This window comes from Neobacillus sp. DFD-2R, assembly GCF_057747865.1.
In genome coordinates this window covers 3,024,852-3,044,368 of record NZ_CM173228.1, presented here as the reverse complement: position 1 = coordinate 3,044,368, position 19,517 = coordinate 3,024,852, and the positions used below count along the sequence as shown (strand labels likewise).

Sequence of the window (19,517 nt, the reverse complement as noted above, 5' to 3'; positions counted from 1 at the left end):
ACTTTGAGAAAATGGCAATACTAAAGAAGACGCAGCTCATTCGTTTTTTAAAAAAGGGGAGAGCGCCAATTTCATAGATTTATGGTAATTAAGTGAACTGGATTAAGAGGCTTTAGGTTCTTCCAGCGTAACGATGTATCCTAAACTTTCAAGTCGTCTTAATGAATGCCGAACAATTGATTGTTGTCTCTGCTTATCAAAGTAGTCTTCACCTAAGTCTACATACATTTCTTTTCGGGTTAATAGATAATAAGAGATACGTAACATTGCGTGAGCGACTACAATTCCAGCACGTTTTTTACCCTTTCGGGATGCTGTACGCCTATACAGTGCACCAAGATAGTTTTTGGATCCCCTTACTGAATGAGCTGCTTCGGTTAACCCCGATCTTAAATACTTATTTCCTTTTTTAGTTTTGGCTGATTTTCTTTTTCCAGCACTTTCATTTTGCCCAGGAACTAATCCTGCCCAAGAACACATATGAGCTGCAGTGGGGAATTGTTTCTTCACATCAGTCCCAATTTCAGATAGGATTTGTTCGGCCATTCTGGTTGCTATACCAGGAATGGAATCCAATCGTGCCACATCTTCTTGATGAGAGCTGACTCTGTCGGAAACTTCCTTATCCAGCATCTCGATTTGCTCAGTCAGAAAATCAATATGACCTAAAATGGTTTTTAACATAAGGCGTTGATGTGAATTGATATAGCCTTTTAGGGCGAGTTCCAGTTCTTCTTTCTTCTTTTTCATAGTGCGCCGGGCAAAGTTTGCTAGTTTTTCAGGATCCTCCTCACCATCGGCAATGGCATCAAGCATATCCCGAGCCGAAACACCCAAAACATCTGAAACAACAGATCCCAATTTAATGTTCGCTCCTTCTAACACCTTTTGGATTCGGTTATGTTGCCTGGCTCGCTCTTCGATTATACTTCGACGATAGCGAACTAGCTCACGCAGTTCACGTTGATTTCTATCTGGAATATAACTTGCTTTGAGCAGCCCGTGCCGAAGAAGCTTGGCAATCCATTCTGCATCCTTTACATCCGTTTTGCGTCCTGGAACTGCCTTCATATGTTGGGCATTCACAACTAAAAACTCAATATCCTCAGCTTCAAGTAAATTCACAATCGGCTTCCAATAAACACTCGTGCTCTCCATGGCGACATGGGTACAATTATGATGTTTAATCCAGTCAACCAACTGTAATAGAAATACAGTTTTAGTAGAGAACGTTTGAATCTCCTTTCCTTCAGGTGTCAAAATACAGGCAGTAATATTGTCCTTATGGACATCCATACCGCATGCTCTTTCAATGACTACATCCATTGAAAACATCCTTTCTACGGCGATCATTATGATTAGAGGCTGGTGCAACAACCAGAATAGGATTAATCTACCATGTGTGCTTCCCGTAAGGGAGCGACAGTCAGTGGTGCACCGTGGTCGGTGGAGTCAGACTAAAGGATGGGCTCTCACGCACCATAGTTCAGCGACCTTCCTCTCCCAGCCGTAGAATCAGTATTGACGGTTCGTGACCATTTTCATTCTCTGTGGTGAAGCGTTGATTTTTGCGCTTCATGGATGGCTAAAGGGCAGGATTGTTTAAGAAGAGTATGAAAGGATATTAAGTGTGCAAAGTAGAATATTATTTATACTTAATATTGTATTGAAAGGTTAATTGGGATGAAAAATAAAGAATTAAAAATAGTGGAAATACCAAAGTGGGGACACTATTTACGTCAAAAATGGCGTGAAAGTTTTGCAAGTCATCTATCAAAAGAGGAACAAAAAACGATAGATATGGATTCATTTTTATGGCACCTTTGTAGTTGGGAAAAGGTAATATGTATTGAAAAAGAAAAAGCCATAAAAGCATTTGAAAACCAAATAAAGAATAAATCTACAATTTAGTGATTTTAAGATTGAGAATTATCTTTGTTATTACATTAAAGGACACAATTCTGCAGCAAGAATTGCGCTCTTTCTATATGTTAGTACCAGATTGTTTGAGAAAAGAAGGGATAATTGTAAGCAACTCGAAGTTGTTTTATATCGGAGACTTCTTTAAAGGAGGAACTAATATGAGTGGAATTGCAAAAACGCCTGAGCCACCTTATTACGCAGTGATTTTTGCATCACAGCGAACCGAGGGTGATAGGGGATATGGGAAAATGGCTGAAGAAATGGAAAAGTTAGCTTCCCAGCAGAAAGGATTCTTAGGTATGGAAGGTGCTCGAGATGAGGGCTGTGGAATTACAGTTTCATATTGGGATTCTTTAGATGCGATAAAAGGTTGGAAGGAAAATTCAGCACATAGAGTAGCACAAGATAGAGGGAAAACGGAATGGTACAAAAATTTTTCTCTTAGAGTTTGCATAGTGGAGAGACACAAATTCTTTGAAATGTAACCAAAAAATATAAGAGGTACTAGATATGAAAATTCGTTCAGTGGAAAGTTCGGACTATTACATAATCTCACCATTACTAAACGATTGGTGGGGTGGTAGGAAAATGACTGATATGCTGCCAAAGTTATTTTTCGATCATTTTTCAGATACTAGTTTTATTGCAGAAAAGGATGGACAAATCATAGGGTTTCTAATTGGTTTTTTATCTCAATCCAAGTCTGAAGAGGCATATATTCATTTTGTTGGAGTTCATCCAGAATATAGAAAGCACAAAATAGGAAAACAACTCTACAACGAATTTTTAAATACCATAAAACAAAAAGGTTGCAGTATGGTCCGTTGTGTAACGTCTCCTGCTAATAAAGTTTCGATTGCCTATCATTCCAAAATGGGATTTGAAATTGAAGAGGGAGATTCAATTATAGATGGTGTTAATGTTCATACGAACTATGACGGACCAAATCAAGATAGAGTTTTATTTAAAAAATATTTGTTATAAATTAACGTCTTATTCAATTAAAGGGAGCGATTCTTCAATAATGAAGGTAGCTTATTTTTTTCTTTAAGCAACGAAACAGCTTAGCTAAAAAAGGAATTGATAACCCGAAATAGAATTTATATGTTAAATAGAAAATAATGGGATCTCACTCCTTCTACATCGATCTCAAATGTTGGGTAGTGGGCATGCAATATAGTTTTATTAAATACTTTTATACCTATAAAGGAGTTCCGGCAGAAAAAAGCGAAAGACATACACCAGAGTCTGTTTCAGAAAGTCATACGATTGTAACAATCGAAAGGAGGACTCATCCCGTCTCAACAATATCGACCGGTCTATATAGCCAAATCCGTTTTAAAATTTTTTAGTAAACGGGAAACCCTGGGGGTTTTTTTCAAGGATCGACTAACCCCATTTAAATGGTAGTCTTTTTGGTAAGTAAGATTTGCAGAAAGGATTTTATCAAAGAATTAACTTGCCTCGGAGAGGAAACAATACATTCCATCGGATAGGTGACTTTATGAATCGACGTAAAATAACATTGTTATCTTGTTTGCTCTTAATTATGGCTGCTCTCTTCGGCTGTGCACCGGCACAGAAAAAGGAGAGTGCTAACGATTTAAATGTAGTAGATAAAAAGGGAAGTGCAAACGATTTAAATGTAGCACAGAAAAAGGAAAGTCCAAACGAAGGAAAAGAAACACAGAAAAACTGGAACGAGGGAAATTACAGATTACCAATAGCACAGCACCGTAAGCAGGTACAAATCCTTTCTCAGCAGTTTCCGGGTGTCGTTATTTATAAGGGAAAGCCTAACCTAAAACGGATTGCTCTCACATTCGATGACGGTCCGGATAATTACTATACTCCAAGGATTCTAGATATTTTGCATGCAAAAGGAGTCCATGGAACTTTTTTTATAGTTGGAAAACAAGCTAAACTTTTTCCAGACATGGTGAGACGGATTGTAGGGGAAGGCAATGCTATTGGAAATCACTCTTGGGATCACCCGAAACTATGGACACTTAATAACAATCAGGTTAAGCAAGAGATTGTCTCTACAGAAAACGAGATCCAGCAAATTACGGGTCGTAAGACCAACTTGTTCAGACCACCTTATGGCAGGGTGACTCCAGCAGACGTGGTTCTGCTCCATAATCTTGGGTATCGTATTATTGATTGGTCCGTTGACACATTAGATTGGAAAGGTACTCCAGCTACCACCATATTACAGTATGTAAAAAAAGAGGTTACACCAGGGGGGATCATTCTCGAACACTGCCTTGCTGGACGTCCGAGAGAATTAAATGGGACCGTGCAAGCCCTGCCACAAATCATTGATAATTTGAAGGCACAAGGCTACGAATTTGTAACGATACCAACATTACTTGGTCAATGATTTAGGCCATACATGTGAATACTGACCAATGACTACGAATGGGTGAGTTTAAAAAAGAAAAGGAAGGTCGTCACAATGACGATCTTTTTTCGTCCACTCTGGGGCAACAACACATGCTCATCAGGGCTAAGGCAAATCATTACCTCCATAACGAAAAAAACGCTATATTATGGGGGCTTATACGGATTTTCCTTTTTAGGACTTCTCGTAAATATCTTTATTATAGCTTTCATCTTTAAATTCATTAAAAGTATTTTCAGAAGAAATTATTAAGGAGTAACACCATGGAGCTATTGTTTAATGAACAAGAACTTGTAGATAGTGTTTGTGTTTACGTTTCAGGAAGAGAAAATCTAAAACCAGAACAAGTTGCAGTGGACTTAGAGTTTAATCCTTCATTTGGATTTACCGTTACCGCTTTTAGTTTATGGGCGTACCATACGATTAAATGAACAAGATCTAATTGATTCGGTTACAGTATATTTACGAGACTATCATCAATTCATTCCAGAAAGGTTACTAGTTGAACTATGCTTTTCTGAAAAAGCTTTTGCTTTTGATAAAAATAATCACTTGAAACTCCATATCTTTGAATAGCCATTGCCATGCTTGCACTATAAACCATAATTAACCCAAACAAAGAAATACATATTACAGCAAACATCAAAGTATAGTCATATGATTTAAGCATTTTTCTAAACATAATCTATTCCTTTTGACAAATGATAATCCCTCTTCATTTAACAATTCTTAGGCTGCCGTTATGAAGAGGGATTATTAAATCATTGTTTTGTTTTATTGTCTTATCTTGGAAAAACAACCCAAGCATTAGGCAAGTAACGCATACCTATAGGTGTTTCCGTAGCCGGTTTTAATAAGAGTTGGCCATCTTTGATCATGGTAGTTGAACCACCTCCATCCATGGCTATTGCATTAGTTACATTGTACCGTTTAAACAATTTTTCCATGTCATTCATTGAAGCGCCTCGGTGGGTTTTATCCCAATAAAAACGCCCATCGGTAATAATCATTACAATACTTCCATTTTTTTCTTGACCGATCGCTGTTCTTGGTGCCCATCCCCAAGCACCACTGATAGTAGGAGTAACTCGGTTTACTCCATCAACGATTAGCTGAGGTCCAAAGCTAACAGCGTCCTTTACACCAATATTTAATAATTGATTAGCTGAGTAATTTCCCGTAATAAATTCGCCATCTTTTAGAATAGCGCCTACAAGCGCTCGGACATTTCTATTTCCAGATGGAACGTTTAGGATCTTACCGTTACTAATGACAATTCCAGTCATTTCACCGCCGTTGCCTTGTCCGCGTGGATCATAAAATCCGCCCGCGTTTATTCCTGCGACCCCATTATTCTCCTTAATTAAATCAGATAGAGATTGTCCGTAATTATTTAACCTTGTAGCTACAATGTGAACTGTTTTAGGATCAGGAATAATCATAATTTTTGCCGTAAAATTTGGAGTATTTACTGTATCCACTTGAATTTTTTCTGTTAATCCCGCATTAGAATTCTGATTAATATGTTTAATCGTTGATTGCACTGATTGTGGATGATTCCTTGCATTATATAAGGAATCAATTTCCGATTGTGGAAGCAATAGCCTCTTAAAAACCTCGTATTGTGGATGATAGGTAGAAAAAACGGTCCCTAAGAGCATTCGCCGCATTTGAAGCCCCTGGTCTGTACCATATAAAAATCCTCCAGCGCCAATTAGAATTATTAATAAAAAAGTAAAGAATACTCGCCAAATACGGATTCTTTTACGTTTTGGTTTTAAAGAGATTCGAGAATTATTTATTGGATTAGGTGTTTGAAGTTCCATGTTGTTTCTCCTTTCAATCTTTTCTAGGAAAATATAAATCTTATAAGCTATAGTTGATTTCTAATAGCATTGAAAAAGATAAAGGTTTCTTCCTCAACTCTAAAAAATATATGTATTTATTGTCAAAATGTCAACAAAAATATGAAACTGATAGACAAATAACAAATAAAAATTAACTGTAAATTAACAATTTCTTTTAGATTTGTTGACGAATAGTCAACAGTCATATATATTTTTAAGTGCCATATATTCGGATTTAAAAACAAGATTAATAGAGTGGAGAGGAGAGAAGAGATTGTCTGAAGTCAAAATTGGTTTACTTTTAAAAGAAATGTTGAAGAAACGTTCATTATCCATGAGAAAACTCAGCGAGCTTACGGAAATTGATACAGCTACAATCTCACGGATCATAAACGGGAAACGGAAAGCAACTCCAGAACATTTGCAAAAATTTTCTAGCAGTCTTGGAATACCGATCGCTCAACTATTTGAGGCTGCGGGTTTTCCTATTGAACAGAATAAAGAAAAGCCAGAATCTGATGATATTCATTCCTCTATTGATAGCATTCAACGAATACTCGAATCTTCAAATATGTATGATAAAAAGTTTTCGATTGAAAGCGTCGAACAACAATTAGCTAATTATAATCAATATTCACAAACTGAAGATGGGAAAAAAACAATAATAAAGAACTTTGAAGAAAAGCTCCAAAAAGTGGGTAGTATCGGTCCATTTATTAACAATTTAAAAGAAATGTTTATGAAATTTACCTTAAGAAATGGTACCCCGCAGCAGCTAGCGTTAATGGGAAGTGCACTTTTATATTTCATTTTACCCGTTGATGTTATTCCTGATTACATTTTTCCAATTGGTTATTTAGATGATGCGATCGCGGTACAACTTGTTTTAGGTTGGTTACCATTAAAAGGATAAAATATTTGATAAACAACATGAGTTAATTACAAAATGTGTAATAGGGGAAAGTCATGAATAACACAAATTTCTATAAAAGATTAGATGGTACGATTCTACTAATCTTATTCGCATTTTTTATTATAAGTGTAATTTTTATTTATAGCAGTCAGCAAACCGGTGAATATGGATCTCAGAATTTGGCGATAAAGCAGGGGATTAATTACATTATTGGCTTTGTCCTATTAATAGCTGTTGCCAAGCTTGATGTCAATCAAATTGAAAGATTAGCTTGGCCCTCCTATATTGCTTTATTTAAAACCTCACCTAATTTCAATGCAGAAATTTCAAAGGAAGCTTCGACAACTGACAAAGCGAAACTGGAGTGTTCCGATAGACTACCGAATATTGAAACTAAAACAAGTCATATTTGGATGGATAAACTACTACAGAATCACAAATATGACGGAAGCGACGAAACGAATTGATAAGAAGCTACGCTCCAGAATTAGGGTAATCATCTGGAAGCAATGGAAGGTACCGAAGAAACAAATCAAATCGTTAATTCAGCTAGGGATTCCGGAGGAAGAAGGGAAAGGACTAACCTACTGTCGGAAAGGATATAGGAGTATCGAAGGTCGTTCAAAGAGCAATCTCAAACAAAAGACTAAAGCAAATGGATTAAAAAAGCTTTTAAAACTTGCAACAAGCACAGCTGCTGGCACGCGTTATCTGCCAAACGCTGGGGTTGTCATTCCGCATTAAACAAAAAACATTTTTCATTTGTACATATACCTTGAAAAAAGGGGTAGTTCAATTATGAAAGGATAAAAAAATATGGAGAATTTTCGTACGGATTCATTAAATCGTACAAATAAAAGGAAACAAAAAAGGAAGTTTAAGCGTATTTTTAAGCGATGCATTATATTATTTTTTTCAGCAGCAATTTTCATTACTATTACTATTCTCATTTATCATTCTTTTAATAATACAAAGATTGAAACCAACAAAACTACTAAAGAGATGTCCAACAAAGTCTCACATCCAGTTTTGAAAAAAAATCCCCAACCTCAAAAAGTTACACCAATTGAGGCAGTAGGTATTAACAACGACACTACGATTGACGAATATTTAAAAAGTTTAAACTTTAACGGAACTGCGTTGGTTGTTAAGGATAATCAGGTTTTGATAAATAAAGGATACGGTTATTCTGACTTTGAAAAGAAACTCCCAAATAATTCGGAAACCGTTTTCTATATAGGTTCGATTACAAAAGTGTTTATATCTGCTTCAATCATGCAGCTGCAAGAACAAGGGAAGTTGAATATAAATGATTATTTATCAAAATATATCTATGATTTTCCTAATGGAAATCAAATAAAGCTATATCATTTATTAACTCATACTTCTGGTATCCCGGAACACTCGGAAACCAATCAGGAAATTTCCCACGTAGATTTAATCAAGAAAATTGGACAAGGTCATTTGAAATTTCCACCTGGAACAAACTGGAATTACAGTGATTCAAACTATTCTATACTCGCGTACATTTTAGAAAAAGTAACAAAAGAACCACTCGATGTTTATGTAAAAGAACATATTTTTAATAAAGCAGGGATGAAACATACTGGGTTCGGTGATGAATTTTACAATGAACCGTATACCTCAACGGGATATAAGCTAAAGGATAACGCGATGGTCTCACCATCTCTTCCTGATATGTCCGAGCTGTTTGGGTGCGGAGATATTTTTACCACTCCATATGATATGTATTTGTTTGATAAAGCTCTTTATAATGGAGAATTGTTCTCAAAAAGAAATTTACAGCAGTTTTTCACCCCATTTAAAAAAAATTATGCTTTTGGTATGTATAAGGATCCTGGAAGTTATTCTGACCACGGCGTACTCCCGGGATTCAACAGCTTGAATAGCTTTAGTAGAAATGGAAATGAATTCGTTGTGTTATTGTCCAATGTACAAAACGGTGTGAAATCATTGGGGATTGTAAATGATCAGATTTACCTGATGTTAAGGAATAAACATTGAAAATAAACATTCGAGGGTTAAGGAATTTAATGGAGAACAAATTTTATTTTGACGGTATTATCATCTTTTTAAAAACTACATTTTTAAAGAAATTTTCACTAGTATCGCATAAATATTAACGGAATTTTCAGTGAAAATATCATTTCTGTATAGAGTCAAAAAAGGAAATACCTAATCAAAGGTGGCTCTATCCATTTGGATTCGGAAGTAAATAAACTATCCTGAAAACTAACTTCTGAAATGCTGAAAAATGGCCATACTAAAGAAGACGCAGCTCATTCTTTTTTAAAAAAGTGGTACCGCCTGTTTCCTCTGATATTTAATGAGAGTGGATGGATTAAGAAGCTTCTGTAATTGTCACGGTATATCCTAGACTTTCCAGTCTTCGAACTGAATGTCGTACAATAGATACTTGCATTTGTTTTTCGAAGTAGTCTTCGCCTAAGTCTACATACATTTCTTTTCTCGTCAAAAAGTAAAAAGCGATTTTTAACATGGCATGAGCGACGACAATGGCTGATCTTTTTCTAAATTTCCGTGCTAGAGTCCGTCTATATAAGGCACCAAGGTAGTTTTTAGAGGCAACTACTGAATGAGCTGCTTCCGTTAAAGCAGATTTTAAAACTTGTTCAGGGTCGTCTTCGCCTTCTGCGATAGCGAGAAGCATATCCTTGGATGAGACACCCATAATATCTGAAACCACAGAACCAAGTTTAATGTTTGCACCTTCTAGTACCTTTTGAATCCGATTATGTTGTCTTGCTCGTTCTTCAAGCCGGAAAGAAACTGACTGCGTTGTTGAAGAAGCATATTTTGATTGCAGGAAAAATAATTGATGCTAATGACAAGGCGGCAGTTGACCAATTCAATAAAGATTGGCATCGGAACGCAGATGAAATAGTCTCATTTTTAACAAGTGCGAATCCTTATTGGTCTAAAAAAGTCCTAACAGAAATGTTTTACAAACATTTGAAGCTGACAACTGATGAAGTGGAAGACCGTTTACAAGGAAAATGGATGGAAGACATTCATACAGCTGATACTAATGAAACCCATCTCATCCATATGGGAGATTTTTTAACAGACGGTATCGTTAAACAATTTCCAAATAAATTTAAATAAGGTGAAAGCCTTCACTAATGAATTGGTGAAGGCTTTTTATGTATTTTAGCTTTTAAACACTTGATTTCCAATTATTACAGTTGTCAATTTTGAATCGTGTCAGTGCTTTGTCGCGATGGCACTTAGACAAGTTTGTGAAGCATTACACTTAAACTATCGGGTGCTTGTGCGGCCGAGCCTAGGTCGTATCATATAGCGGATGGGATTCCCGTCGAGTAAGAACTAGCCATTCGCTCGTAGCGAGTCTTGGAGGACTAAAGGTAACTTTAGTCTTTAAGCGTAGACAGTTAGGTAGCGGGCCGAAAGCCAAATGGTTGAAGGGATTGAGCTCCATAATGTTAGTAAATCGAGAGGGCTGATGCCTTAAGCACAGCAGAAAGCTACATTTTATCTTTCGTTAAAGGCAAGAACGATAAAACCTCTCTGGAGTCCGAGACCTTGGCACGTTATACATTGATATGATATGGCAACTCGGGAGACCCTACCGGTCTTTTCTATTATAGAAGAGTATGGTCTACAAGCGATAACAAGCAAGGAAACCAAATGCCGATGCTAGGGAGTCGGATAGCAGCGTAGTACCAATGAAGTTGGGTAATGCCGATGGAGGAAAGGCTAGCTACCAGTTTATCACCCTTACTAGGGACACATTTACTACACACTGAGGTAGAAATAATAAATGGAGACAAAACTACTAAGGATAGCTGAATTAGCAAAATCTGAATCTAAGAAAAGAGATTAGCTACATTCTGTAAACGATAACTAGGAGGAGCCGTGTGCATTAATAGTGCAAGCACGGTTCTGTGAGGGGGGAGGAGTACAATTTACCGCAAGGTAGAAAGGCTCCCTTCTACTCGACGAGCGAAACAAGAGTCGTAGCTGCGGCTCTTTTTCTTGTTGCACTAACGGTCAGCTTAGTTGAATATGGATTATGATATAAGTAGTATGTTTAAATGGTGACCAAAAATGGAAAATTATAGAAATGGAGTTGCTTGGTGTCCGATTATTACTACAGTATTAAAGGTATCGTCGGCATCGCTGGATATTTGACCAGAGGTAGCCAGAGGGACCGTTCCCATGGCTTTTTGTCAAATAACAGAAAGATCAAAGGCACATATGTAAAACTAGTGCCTTTGATCGGATATATGAAGGATTTAACTGAAATGCTTAAGAGAGTTCTCGAAGGAGTAGTCCTTCAAAAGATTCAAACAGGTGAAACCTATGGGTATGAAATAACTAGGTATCTAAATGAGTTAGGTTTTGATGATATTGTGGAAGGAACTGTCTATACCATTCCTTTTATTATATCAATTGGACAAGCAAGAAAAAAGGATTATCCCAAAGGTAATTATGTAAAATTGACAGTCAAAGAAATGTGCTGTTCTTACTCAGCAATCAGTCTCTATTGTAGAAGAGGTATTAATAAAAAGCCGATTCCTTATCGTCTTAGGAAATCGGCTTAGGACTAATTTTATACTATAGCAGGTTGTTTTTCTTCTGCTAACGCTAATAAGTGCTCTTTCACATTTTCCGTATGAACAAACTTTTGAGCAACACCTGTTTCGATTGCAGCATGAGCAACGGCTGCCGCTACATGAGCTGCCACTCTGCGGTCAAATGGATCCGGAATTACATAATCAGCGTGAAGGTCTTCATCTGCAATTAATCCGGCAATCGCATAAACGGCTGCCAGTTTCATTTTTTCGTTGATTTCTTTCGCGCAAACGTCCAAAGCACCACGGAAAATTCCCGGGAATGCCAGTACGTTATTGACCTGATTTGGAAAATCAGAACGGCCAGTCCCGACCACGAGTGCTCCCGCTTCCTTTGCCTCCTCCGGCATGATTTCCGGCACCGGATTGGCCATGGCAAAAATGATTGATTGAGGATTCATAGAACGAACCATTTCTTTCGTGACGGCACCTGCAGCTGATACTCCAACAAACACATCCGCTCCCACGAGGGCATCTGCCAATGATCCCTGTTTTTGTTCATTATTGGTGATGCGAGCCAATTCCTCTTTAAATCGATTCATTCCCAACGGACGTCCTTCATATATGATTCCTTTTGTATCACATAAAATGACGTCTTTTACACCCATATTGAGTAGCAACTTGACAATCGCCACGCCGGCAGCTCCAGCACCGTTAGCTACAACGCGAATTTCTTCTATTTTTTTATCAACTAGTTTCAAAGCATTGAGTAACCCAGCAGCGGTTACAATCGCTGTACCGTGCTGATCATCATGGAAAATCGGAATATTACAAGCCTTTCGCAGACGATCTTCAATTTCAAAGCATTGCGGTGCTGCGATGTCTTCTAAGTTCACTCCGCCAAAGGTCGGTTCCAATAATTTAACAACCTCCACAATCTTATCCGGATCTGTTGTATCTAAGCAAATCGGAAAGGCATCCACATCTGCAAACGATTTGAATAACAATGCTTTCCCTTCCATAACCGGCATGGCAGCTTTAGGGCCTATATTTCCAAGACCGAGTACGGCTGTTCCATTTGAAACAACAGCAACAAGATTCCCCTTCATAGTGTAATCGTACACTTTACTCTCATCTTCATAAATATCCATGCATGGTTCCGCTACACCAGGAGAATATGCTAGACTTAAATCTTTCGCATTTCGTACCGGAACTTTTGAATGAACTCCTAGCTTTCCTCGATTTTCCTTGTGCATTTGTAATGCTTCTTCACGTAATGTTGACATGCAATGTTCTCCTTATGTTTACTCTCTTTTTTGTTACCGCCTAGTCAAAAAATACTCAGTTGTCCTGGGAAAAATCTTTAACAGCGGCTTAAGCAACATCATGATCATTAAAGTAAGCGATTTCTGAAAGAATCTTACAACCTTGAATGTTCTTGAATGCTTCTCGTGCTTCGTTTTCTGTGTGAAATTCAAACATCGTAATGTTTTCTTTTAAATAGACGGTGATTACCCACATTATAATGCTTACCTCCAATTAGTAGATATTTTTCCCCTTTTTCCTAGAACGTCCAAGGATAAACCATAGTAATTATGAACAATAAAAGTCAAAATGAAAATACATTCTACAAAAGATGTCAAAACATTACAAAACATTACAAAATATTTACTAAAATGAGCACTTCAAATAGATTGTATCTATATAAAAAGAGCAATGAAAAAAGCCTAATTTCTCAATTTTACTGAGAAATTGGGCTTTTTATTATAAGAATCTCCTTACCGTTGTAAATCCGCATTTTCCTGACGCTACCCCTTATTAACGGGTGCAAGTGTTGAAGAAGAATGGATTCCAGAAGATGTCATTAGAGTCGATCTTTTTCTTTTCACTGTTCCAGATAAAAGAGTTGCTATTTGGAAGCAGGTTGGAACCCAATTTAAAGTGATAATATTTTATGAAATAGAGAAAAATAGTGTTAAGGAAAGGAGGGATTGCGAATGTCTGTGAAAAAGTGGTTAACAGGATTAGTCGTTTTGCTTGCAATGATTGTGGTTATAACAACTCTAGGCTCATTCGGCGTATTTGCCGAATCCGGTGTCACAACTCAGCCTTTGGAGACGGAGAAAGCGATTGAGGTCAAGTTGAACGATGATTACTTTAATCCGAAAGTCATTACTATTCTCAATGGAAAAACGACACCGTTGATATTGAAAAACGAAGGTAGGAAAGAACACACCTTCACAGTGGAAAAGCTCGGAATTGACGTCGAAGTCCAGCCAGGAAAAGAAAAAACCATTACTGTGAAACCGAAAAATCCCGGTACATATGAACTGATATGTCAGTACCATTTCAAGGAAGGTATGGTTGGAAAAGTAATAGTCAAATAACAAGCAGGGCCAATCGGGCCTTGCTTTTTTAATAGGAAACGGTAACTTGCTTATTATTAAAACCCCGAAATCATTTAAAAGCTAACATTCCTCCACAAAAGGAAGTTCCTTTAAGAAGTCAAATGCTCACAGTCTTATGGAGTTAAAGAAGAGAGTAAAAAAGAGGATACAAAAGCGGTTGTGTTTTTGAATGAATTGAAAACAGTTATTAATAGATTGATTGAAATATTTGCTTTCTTAGCAGTTGGCTTGGCTTGATATTTACAGTAAATATATTGAAAGGTACTTATGAAAGTTTTGGAATTCAACGATATTGAAAATTGAGAGATAATTTGAGGCGCTTTGCCTTTTTTTATTGGAGAAATCAGCTATCTTAAATATTTTCGATGTATTTATTGTTTGAAATTAGAGAAATCGATTATCATGATCAAAATATTCATAAAGAATAAGCCCTTCCTAATGTTGGAAGGGCGAATTAAGCTATTAGTGAATTTGTTCAGAAATATGACTTAATGCTTCTCCTGCTTCGTTAACATGAATGTTTACTGTAGCAAGATCGCCAATGGCACAAATGCCAATTATTTCTCCATTTTCAACAACAGGAATACGTCGAATTTGATGATCAGACATCATACGGGAACATTCCTGTACATCTGTATCAGGTGAGCATGTAATTACGTCCTTTGTCATAATATCATGGCAATGAATGGACTTATAATCCTTTTCTTCAGCAACACAATTTAATACAATATCACGGTCTGTAATCATCCCAACAACTTTTTTACCTTCACACACAGGAACTGATCCACAGTTAATATCACGCATAATTTTTGCTGCTGCTGTAACTGTGTCATGTAATGAACACACCTGAACATCTTTTGTCATAATATCGCGTACTATAGTCATCGTTTCTTTCACCTCTTGGATTAATTTAACCTTAGTAGTTTGCCTTTTTTTATCTCTATTATTACAGATAGGTCAAAGTAGCAACAATTTTTTTTCGTATAAACTTGTTCGTATTTAACTCGTTCGGTTATCCTTGAAAAGTCTAATCATCGAGGCAAGCTTGAAGGCAGGAGGGGATTATGTGTTTCAGATTTCGTATTTTGATGTGGCAGAAAGTATAAAATTATTATTGAAGGTGTGATGGATTTATAAAGTTCACAAGCTATATTCACTATAATATACAGCGATATAACCGTAGTTGTATGAAATGGTTCATCTCCGTAGCTCTTTTACCGATTTTTTCATAGGGACGGTTTATTTTCTTTTTTCTTCATTTAACTTCATTGATCTTAAGACCTCTTTGTATTGCTTCTAACCTTTTACTCTCGTACCATTCAACAATTATACGCTCTTTTGCTGTAAAGCAGGACACATAAGTTCTTGGTGCATTATTGCGCTTATTTTTTTATTCAAACTATATCCCTGCTTTTTGTATTGTTTAGTTTCACTAAGCTGGTACGAGAGGCACATAACTTATTCGTGGTAACTTTATTTCATTTAAATTTATGTTTTGTGAAGAAATTGTAAATTCAATATTTTGCAAAAATAATTATTCACCTCTTTTTCCAACTAGTTCTTTTGACTTATTTTCTTTTACGTTAATTTTACAAAAAATAATATATATCGGGAGATTAATTCTAATAACGCTTTTTACACCTATTTGGTGTAAAGGTTTCCAGATAGAAATAAATATTAATTAGGAAAGGGTATACATATGTTCTTCAATGCCGGTTTAGATACTTTTAAACTTTGATAATAAACTAGATACTTAAAACTATATTTTCTCCTTATTTTAAAAATCTAAAAATGTAAATGAAAAAGAATAAAGAGCGACTATCATCCTAGTTGAATTTCCAATTACCGTAAATTAGTACATTACACCTGTTTGACGAGAACAGATTATCAAAGTAATCTTTTATTGGAACCGGTTCTTTTTTTTCGAATTCTTATTTTGTTTCATTCAACGCTATATCAACATAGAAATAGTTTAAAATTCAATCCTTAGCAGATTGGAAAGAAAAAGAGGAGGAACGAATGTATGGATAACAAAAAAATAAATTTCAAAAAGGTTTTAAAACAAACAACAGCGTTAACTTTAACTACAGCATTTCTAATAGGTGGGGGAATTACAACTTTTGCTGCAGAAAACAACAGTCAGAATTACAATGACAACTATGGAATTTCTCATATCACACGAGATAACATGCTAAAAATCCCGGGACAACAAAACAGTCCACAATTTAAAGTGCCTCAATTTGATGCGTCAGCAATCAAAAACATTGCTTCGGCAAAAGGGTATGATAAGTCAGGAAACTTAATAGATTTAGATGTATGGGATAGCTGGCCGCTGCAAAACGCTGATGGTACTGCCGCAAATTATCAGGGTTATCATATTGTTTTCGCTTTAGCAGGTGACCCAAAAAACAGTAATGATACTTCCATTTATTTATTCTATCAAAAGGTCGGTGATACATCGATTGATAGCTGGAAAAATGCCGGAAGAGCATTTAAAGATAGTGATAAATTTGTTCCAAATGACCCGTATCTTAAATATCAAACACAGGAGTGGTCAGGTTCTGCTACTTTAACCAAAGATGGCAAAGTCCGTTTATTCTATACAGATTACTCAGGTACTCCTGAAGATGGTGGAACCGGTGCCGGTAACCAAATTATATCCACTGCTCAAGTCAACTTATCCCAGCCGGATGCAGCTACACTTAAAGTTGATGGAGTATCTGATCACAAATCTGTCTTTGATGGCGGAGACGGTACGCTTTATCAAAATATTCAGCAATTTATCGATGAAGGCAAATGGAATTCAGGGGATAACCATACTTTAAGAGACCCTCACTATGTTGAAGATAAGGGTCATAAATATCTTGTCTTTGAAGCCAATACTGGAACCTCAGATGGTTATCAAGGCGATCAATCTTTCAATAATAAAGCATATTATGGCGGAAGTGACGTCTTCTTCCAAAATGAAAAAAATAAACTGTTACAAAGTCCTAAAAAACAAATTGCTTCTTTAGCGAATGGTGCATTGGGCATTGTTGAATTAAACGATGACTATACAGTGAAAAGTGTTATGAAACCATTAATTGCATCAAACACCGTAACAGATGAAATTGAACGTGCCAATATATTTAAAATGAATAATAAATGGTATCTATTCACGGATTCAAGAGGATCCAAAATGACGATTGATGGCATTGGTGACAAAGATGTTTACATGTTAGGTTTCGTAGCCGATTCCTTAAATGGTCCATTCAAACCGTTAAATGAAACCGGCCTAGTATTAAACATGAATCTTGATCCTGCAGACCATACATTTACTTACTCTCACTTTGCTGTACCGCAAGCTGAAGGTAATAATGTGGTAATCACAAGTTATATGACGAATAGAGGTTTCTATACAGACCATCAATCTACTTTTGCGCCAAGCTTTTTGCTTAATATTCAAGGATCAAAAACATCTGTTGTACCAAACAGCATCCTTGAGCAAGGACAATTAACAGTTGGCAATAACAACAAATAATTTTTCACGTTAAGATTGTCCCGTAAAAAGCAAATTCGGGTGAAAGAAAATGTCGACAAAATATCGGCATTTTCTTTATTTTTTAGCGAGATTTTTTGAAAAGTAGTTTAATTTATCCATTCCTAAATCGCGGAAAAACTACTCCCACCAAAATTAAAAAGGGATGAATCTAATTTGAAAAATAGAGTATTTAATAAAAAAGTCTATAAATGGATAAGTGTTTTTTTCATTATCTGCTTGGGAAGTATATTTTTTATACGATTATTGTTCCTTCCAACAGATAAGAAGATAAACCAAGCTGCTAATAAATCCACTTTAACCTACCGACCCGTCTATCATTTTAGTTCACCTGACAAATGGATAAACGATCCTCAAAGACCTGTCTTTTTCGATGGTAAGTACCATTATTATTACTTATATAATAAGGATTATCCAAACGGTAACGGTACAGAATGGAGGCATGCAACATCTACAGATTTAGTTCATTGGACAGATGAAGGTGTGGCAATTCCTAAATACACTACAAAAAATGGTGATCCATGGACTGGATCATTTGTTGTAGATGATCAAAATTCTGCCGGATTTGGAAAGGGTGCTGTTGTAGCGATTCTAACACAACCATCTGCTGATGGTGGAAAACAAGAACAGTATTTATGGTACAGTACAGATCGTGGTAAAACTTTCAAGTCATATAGTGATACTCCTGTTTTGAAAAACTGGGGAACGGATTTTAGAGATCCTAAAATTATTTGGGATAGTCAAGCTAATAAGTGGGTAATGGTTTTGGCTGAGGGAACGAAGATTGGTTTTTATGAATCCCGTAATCTAAAGGAGTGGCATTATACAGGGGGGTTCTTCACACAAGATATAGGTATTATAGAATGTCCGGATCTTTTCAAGATACAGGCAAATGACGGATCATATAAATGGGTTCTCGGTACTAGCGCGAATGGAAAATCTATAGGTAAACCCAATACCTATGCCTATTGGATTGGTAACTATAATGGAAAGGAATTTTTCGCAGATAACAGTGAACCAAAATGGTTAGATTATGGCTTCGATTGGTATGCAGGCGTTACTTTTCAAGATGGTAAAAGTAATAAGAAACGTTATGCTTTAGCTTGGATGAATAATTGGGATTATCCGAACAGTACCCCCACATTAAAAGACGGTTTCAACGGTGTTGATTCTATTGTTCGTCAAATTCAACTAAAAAAGCAAGATAACAATGAATATATTCTTACTTCACAACCTATTGAAGCATTAAACCAATTAACTCTTTCAACCAATTATTTTAAAGAAATAAAGGTAAATGGGTCTAAAACCCTTAAGGTAAAGGGGGACGCTTTTCAATTAGATACTGAAATATCTTGGTCACATGTCAAGAATGTAGGATTAAGAATTCGTGAGTCAACGGACAAACAACGCTATATTGATGTCGGTCTTTATGTACAGAATAACTTTTCTTATGTCAATAGAGGTTTTACAGACCAACCCGATAAAACTAAAAAATATGTTGAGAGTAAGGCTCCATTTGATGCAAGCAAAAAGAAGGTTCATTTAAAAGTGCTAGTTGATAAAACAAGTATCGAAGTATTTATTGAAGATGGAGATGTAACCTATTCAAGTGAAGTATTTCCTCATTCAAATGATAATGGAATTACGCTTTTTTCTGATGGCGGTACATCTATCTTTAAAAATGTTACAATCAAACATTTTCGTTCCATTTATAGGTAAAAACAGACGGTAAAGGATATCTAAACCAGGTATATGTTATGCTAGTATCATTTGGTCAATCTGTTCAATTTCATATTGAAGATTTGAATTATTACAATCCTAGTTTAATTGCTTTTATCGGGAGACTAAACAATGGATCAAAATTGTAACTTTCATTCCTAATAGAGGGGTCCTTACTCCTCCACATG

General features: G+C 36.2%; 20 protein-coding genes and 2 pseudogenes. 15 read left to right on the top strand and 7 right to left on the bottom strand.

From position 1 onward, the window contains the following. Positions 1 to 102: 102 nt before the first annotated feature. Entirely contained in the window at positions 103 to 1,326 is a 1,224-nt protein-coding gene (locus AC3ANV_RS15315; protein WP_488309582.1) for an IS110 family RNA-guided transposase, read from the bottom strand. Positions 1,327 to 1,683: 357 nt separating this feature from the next. Between AC3ANV_RS15315 and AC3ANV_RS15310 the strand changes: the two genes are divergently transcribed. From AC3ANV_RS15310 to AC3ANV_RS15285, 6 genes are all read left to right on the top strand, one after another. Further along, a complete protein-coding gene (locus tag AC3ANV_RS15310) occupies positions 1,684 to 1,911 on the top strand; it encodes a DUF4275 family protein (protein WP_488309581.1) in 228 nt (75 codons plus the stop codon). A 170-nt stretch (positions 1,912 to 2,081) separates the two neighbouring features. Beyond that, positions 2,082 to 2,408 (top strand): antibiotic biosynthesis monooxygenase family protein, encoded by a 327-nt coding sequence (locus tag AC3ANV_RS15305; RefSeq protein ID WP_488309580.1) that lies wholly within the window; start codon positions 2,082 to 2,084, stop codon positions 2,406 to 2,408. 25 nt (positions 2,409 to 2,433) lie between these two features. Further along, a complete protein-coding gene (locus AC3ANV_RS15300; RefSeq protein ID WP_488309579.1) occupies positions 2,434 to 2,907 on the top strand; it encodes a GNAT family N-acetyltransferase in 474 nt (157 codons plus the stop codon). Positions 2,908 to 3,427: 520 nt separating this feature from the next. Further along, positions 3,428 to 4,306 carry a polysaccharide deacetylase family protein gene (locus AC3ANV_RS15295; protein WP_488309578.1) on the top strand — a complete coding sequence of 293 codons (879 nt, stop codon included), beginning with the start codon at positions 3,428 to 3,430 and terminating at the stop codon, positions 4,304 to 4,306. A gap of 284 nt (positions 4,307 to 4,590) precedes the next feature. Continuing rightward, a complete protein-coding gene (locus AC3ANV_RS15290; protein WP_488309577.1) occupies positions 4,591 to 4,758 on the top strand; it encodes a DUF2653 family protein in 168 nt (55 codons plus the stop codon). Further along, positions 4,706 to 4,903, top strand: a complete 198-nt coding sequence (locus AC3ANV_RS15285) for a DUF2653 family protein (protein WP_488309576.1) — start codon at positions 4,706 to 4,708, stop codon at positions 4,901 to 4,903. Before AC3ANV_RS15290 ends, AC3ANV_RS15285 begins: the two co-directional genes overlap by 53 nt. On the opposite strand, the pseudogene AC3ANV_RS15280 reads toward AC3ANV_RS15285, so the two are convergent. Beyond that, positions 4,857 to 5,009: pseudogene (locus AC3ANV_RS15280) on the bottom strand (cell division protein FtsW); the annotation flags it as partial. The gene AC3ANV_RS15285 and the pseudogene AC3ANV_RS15280 overlap by 47 nt on opposite strands. A gap of 100 nt (positions 5,010 to 5,109) precedes the next feature. Further along, positions 5,110 to 6,153 carry a phosphodiester glycosidase family protein gene (locus AC3ANV_RS15275; protein ID WP_488309575.1) on the bottom strand — a complete coding sequence of 348 codons (1,044 nt, stop codon included), beginning with the start codon at positions 6,151 to 6,153 and terminating at the stop codon, positions 5,110 to 5,112. Positions 6,154 to 6,484: 331 nt separating this feature from the next. Between AC3ANV_RS15275 and AC3ANV_RS15270 the strand changes: the two genes are divergently transcribed. The 4 genes from AC3ANV_RS15270 to AC3ANV_RS15255 all read left to right on the top strand — a co-directional run bounded on the left by AC3ANV_RS15270 (position 6,485) and on the right by AC3ANV_RS15255 (position 9,112). After that, the gene (locus tag AC3ANV_RS15270) at positions 6,485 to 7,087 is read left to right on the top strand and encodes a DUF1232 domain-containing protein (RefSeq protein WP_488314239.1); all 603 of its coding nucleotides are present in this window, start codon (positions 6,485 to 6,487) and stop codon (positions 7,085 to 7,087) included. Positions 7,088 to 7,140: 53 nt separating this feature from the next. Next, the gene (locus tag AC3ANV_RS15265; RefSeq protein WP_488314360.1) at positions 7,141 to 7,554 is read left to right on the top strand and encodes a hypothetical protein; all 414 of its coding nucleotides are present in this window, start codon (positions 7,141 to 7,143) and stop codon (positions 7,552 to 7,554) included. After that, a complete protein-coding gene (locus AC3ANV_RS15260) occupies positions 7,460 to 7,831 on the top strand; it encodes a group II intron maturase-specific domain-containing protein (protein ID WP_488314238.1) in 372 nt (123 codons plus the stop codon). The genes AC3ANV_RS15265 and AC3ANV_RS15260 overlap by 95 nt, the downstream gene beginning before the upstream one ends. 72 nt (positions 7,832 to 7,903) lie before the next feature. Further along, on the top strand, positions 7,904 to 9,112 hold the full coding sequence (locus AC3ANV_RS15255) for a serine hydrolase domain-containing protein (protein WP_488309574.1): 1,209 nt from the start codon (positions 7,904 to 7,906) through the stop codon (positions 9,110 to 9,112). A gap of 337 nt (positions 9,113 to 9,449) precedes the next feature. On the opposite strand, the gene AC3ANV_RS15250 is transcribed toward AC3ANV_RS15255, so the two are convergent. After that, positions 9,450 to 9,800 carry a hypothetical protein gene (locus AC3ANV_RS15250; RefSeq protein WP_488309573.1) on the bottom strand — a complete coding sequence of 117 codons (351 nt, stop codon included), beginning with the start codon at positions 9,798 to 9,800 and terminating at the stop codon, positions 9,450 to 9,452. A gap of 32 nt (positions 9,801 to 9,832) precedes the next feature. On the opposite strand from AC3ANV_RS15250, the gene AC3ANV_RS15245 reads away from it, so the two are divergent. Both AC3ANV_RS15245 and AC3ANV_RS15240 read left to right on the top strand, forming a co-directional pair. Beyond that, positions 9,833 to 10,234 (top strand): hypothetical protein, encoded by a 402-nt coding sequence (locus tag AC3ANV_RS15245; protein WP_488309572.1) that lies wholly within the window; start codon positions 9,833 to 9,835, stop codon positions 10,232 to 10,234. A gap of 1,142 nt (positions 10,235 to 11,376) precedes the next feature. Next, positions 11,377 to 11,526, top strand: a pseudogene (locus AC3ANV_RS15240) (PadR family transcriptional regulator); the annotation flags it as partial. A 176-nt stretch (positions 11,527 to 11,702) separates the two neighbouring features. Here the strand turns inward: AC3ANV_RS15240 and ystJ are convergent. Together ystJ and AC3ANV_RS15230 are read right to left on the bottom strand one after the other, a co-directional pair. Further along, positions 11,703 to 12,950 (bottom strand): NADP-dependent malic enzyme, encoded by a 1,248-nt coding sequence (ystJ, locus tag AC3ANV_RS15235; protein ID WP_488309571.1) that lies wholly within the window; start codon positions 12,948 to 12,950, stop codon positions 11,703 to 11,705. Between the two features lie 88 nt (positions 12,951 to 13,038). Further along, positions 13,039 to 13,185, bottom strand: a complete 147-nt coding sequence (locus AC3ANV_RS15230; protein ID WP_488309570.1) for a hypothetical protein — start codon at positions 13,183 to 13,185, stop codon at positions 13,039 to 13,041. A gap of 476 nt (positions 13,186 to 13,661) precedes the next feature. Here AC3ANV_RS15230 and AC3ANV_RS15225 point away from each other — a divergent pair, with 476 nt between their 5' ends. Then, on the top strand, positions 13,662 to 14,051 hold the full coding sequence (locus AC3ANV_RS15225) for a cupredoxin domain-containing protein (protein ID WP_488309569.1): 390 nt from the start codon (positions 13,662 to 13,664) through the stop codon (positions 14,049 to 14,051). Positions 14,052 to 14,534: 483 nt separating this feature from the next. Here the strand turns inward: AC3ANV_RS15225 and AC3ANV_RS15220 are convergent, their stop codons facing one another. Next, the gene (locus AC3ANV_RS15220) at positions 14,535 to 14,957 is read right to left on the bottom strand and encodes a CBS domain-containing protein (RefSeq protein ID WP_488309568.1); all 423 of its coding nucleotides are present in this window, start codon (positions 14,955 to 14,957) and stop codon (positions 14,535 to 14,537) included. 1,153 nt (positions 14,958 to 16,110) lie between these two features. On the opposite strand from AC3ANV_RS15220, the gene AC3ANV_RS15215 reads away from it, so the two are divergent. Then, on the top strand, positions 16,111 to 17,592 hold the full coding sequence (locus tag AC3ANV_RS15215; RefSeq protein ID WP_488314237.1) for a glycoside hydrolase family 68 protein: 1,482 nt from the start codon (positions 16,111 to 16,113) through the stop codon (positions 17,590 to 17,592). A gap of 174 nt (positions 17,593 to 17,766) precedes the next feature. Then, positions 17,767 to 19,329 carry a glycoside hydrolase family 32 protein gene (locus AC3ANV_RS15210; protein WP_488309567.1) on the top strand — a complete coding sequence of 521 codons (1,563 nt, stop codon included), beginning with the start codon at positions 17,767 to 17,769 and terminating at the stop codon, positions 19,327 to 19,329. The last annotated feature ends 188 nt before the right edge of the window (positions 19,330 to 19,517 follow it).

Coding starts and splice junctions, on each gene's coding strand:
- AC3ANV_RS15315 (WP_488309582.1), bottom strand. CDS start 1,326: ATGGATGTAGTCATTGAAAGAGCATGCGGTATGGATGTCCATAAGGAC.
- AC3ANV_RS15310 (WP_488309581.1), top strand. CDS start 1,684: ATGAAAAATAAAGAATTAAAAATAGTGGAAATACCAAAGTGGGGACAC.
- AC3ANV_RS15305 (WP_488309580.1), top strand. CDS start 2,082: ATGAGTGGAATTGCAAAAACGCCTGAGCCACCTTATTACGCAGTGATT.
- AC3ANV_RS15300 (WP_488309579.1), top strand. CDS start 2,434: ATGAAAATTCGTTCAGTGGAAAGTTCGGACTATTACATAATCTCACCA.
- AC3ANV_RS15295 (WP_488309578.1), top strand. CDS start 3,428: ATGAATCGACGTAAAATAACATTGTTATCTTGTTTGCTCTTAATTATG.
- AC3ANV_RS15290 (WP_488309577.1), top strand. CDS start 4,591: ATGGAGCTATTGTTTAATGAACAAGAACTTGTAGATAGTGTTTGTGTT.
- AC3ANV_RS15275 (WP_488309575.1), bottom strand. CDS start 6,153: ATGGAACTTCAAACACCTAATCCAATAAATAATTCTCGAATCTCTTTA.
- AC3ANV_RS15270 (WP_488314239.1), top strand. CDS start 6,485: ATGTTGAAGAAACGTTCATTATCCATGAGAAAACTCAGCGAGCTTACG.
- AC3ANV_RS15265 (WP_488314360.1), top strand. CDS start 7,141: ATGAATAACACAAATTTCTATAAAAGATTAGATGGTACGATTCTACTA.
- AC3ANV_RS15255 (WP_488309574.1), top strand. CDS start 7,904: ATGGAGAATTTTCGTACGGATTCATTAAATCGTACAAATAAAAGGAAA.
- AC3ANV_RS15250 (WP_488309573.1), bottom strand. CDS start 9,800: ATGGGTGTCTCATCCAAGGATATGCTTCTCGCTATCGCAGAAGGCGAA.
- ystJ (WP_488309571.1), bottom strand. CDS start 12,950: ATGTCAACATTACGTGAAGAAGCATTACAAATGCACAAGGAAAATCGA.
- AC3ANV_RS15230 (WP_488309570.1), bottom strand. CDS start 13,185: ATGTGGGTAATCACCGTCTATTTAAAAGAAAACATTACGATGTTTGAA.
- AC3ANV_RS15225 (WP_488309569.1), top strand. CDS start 13,662: ATGTCTGTGAAAAAGTGGTTAACAGGATTAGTCGTTTTGCTTGCAATG.
- AC3ANV_RS15220 (WP_488309568.1), bottom strand. CDS start 14,957: ATGACTATAGTACGCGATATTATGACAAAAGATGTTCAGGTGTGTTCA.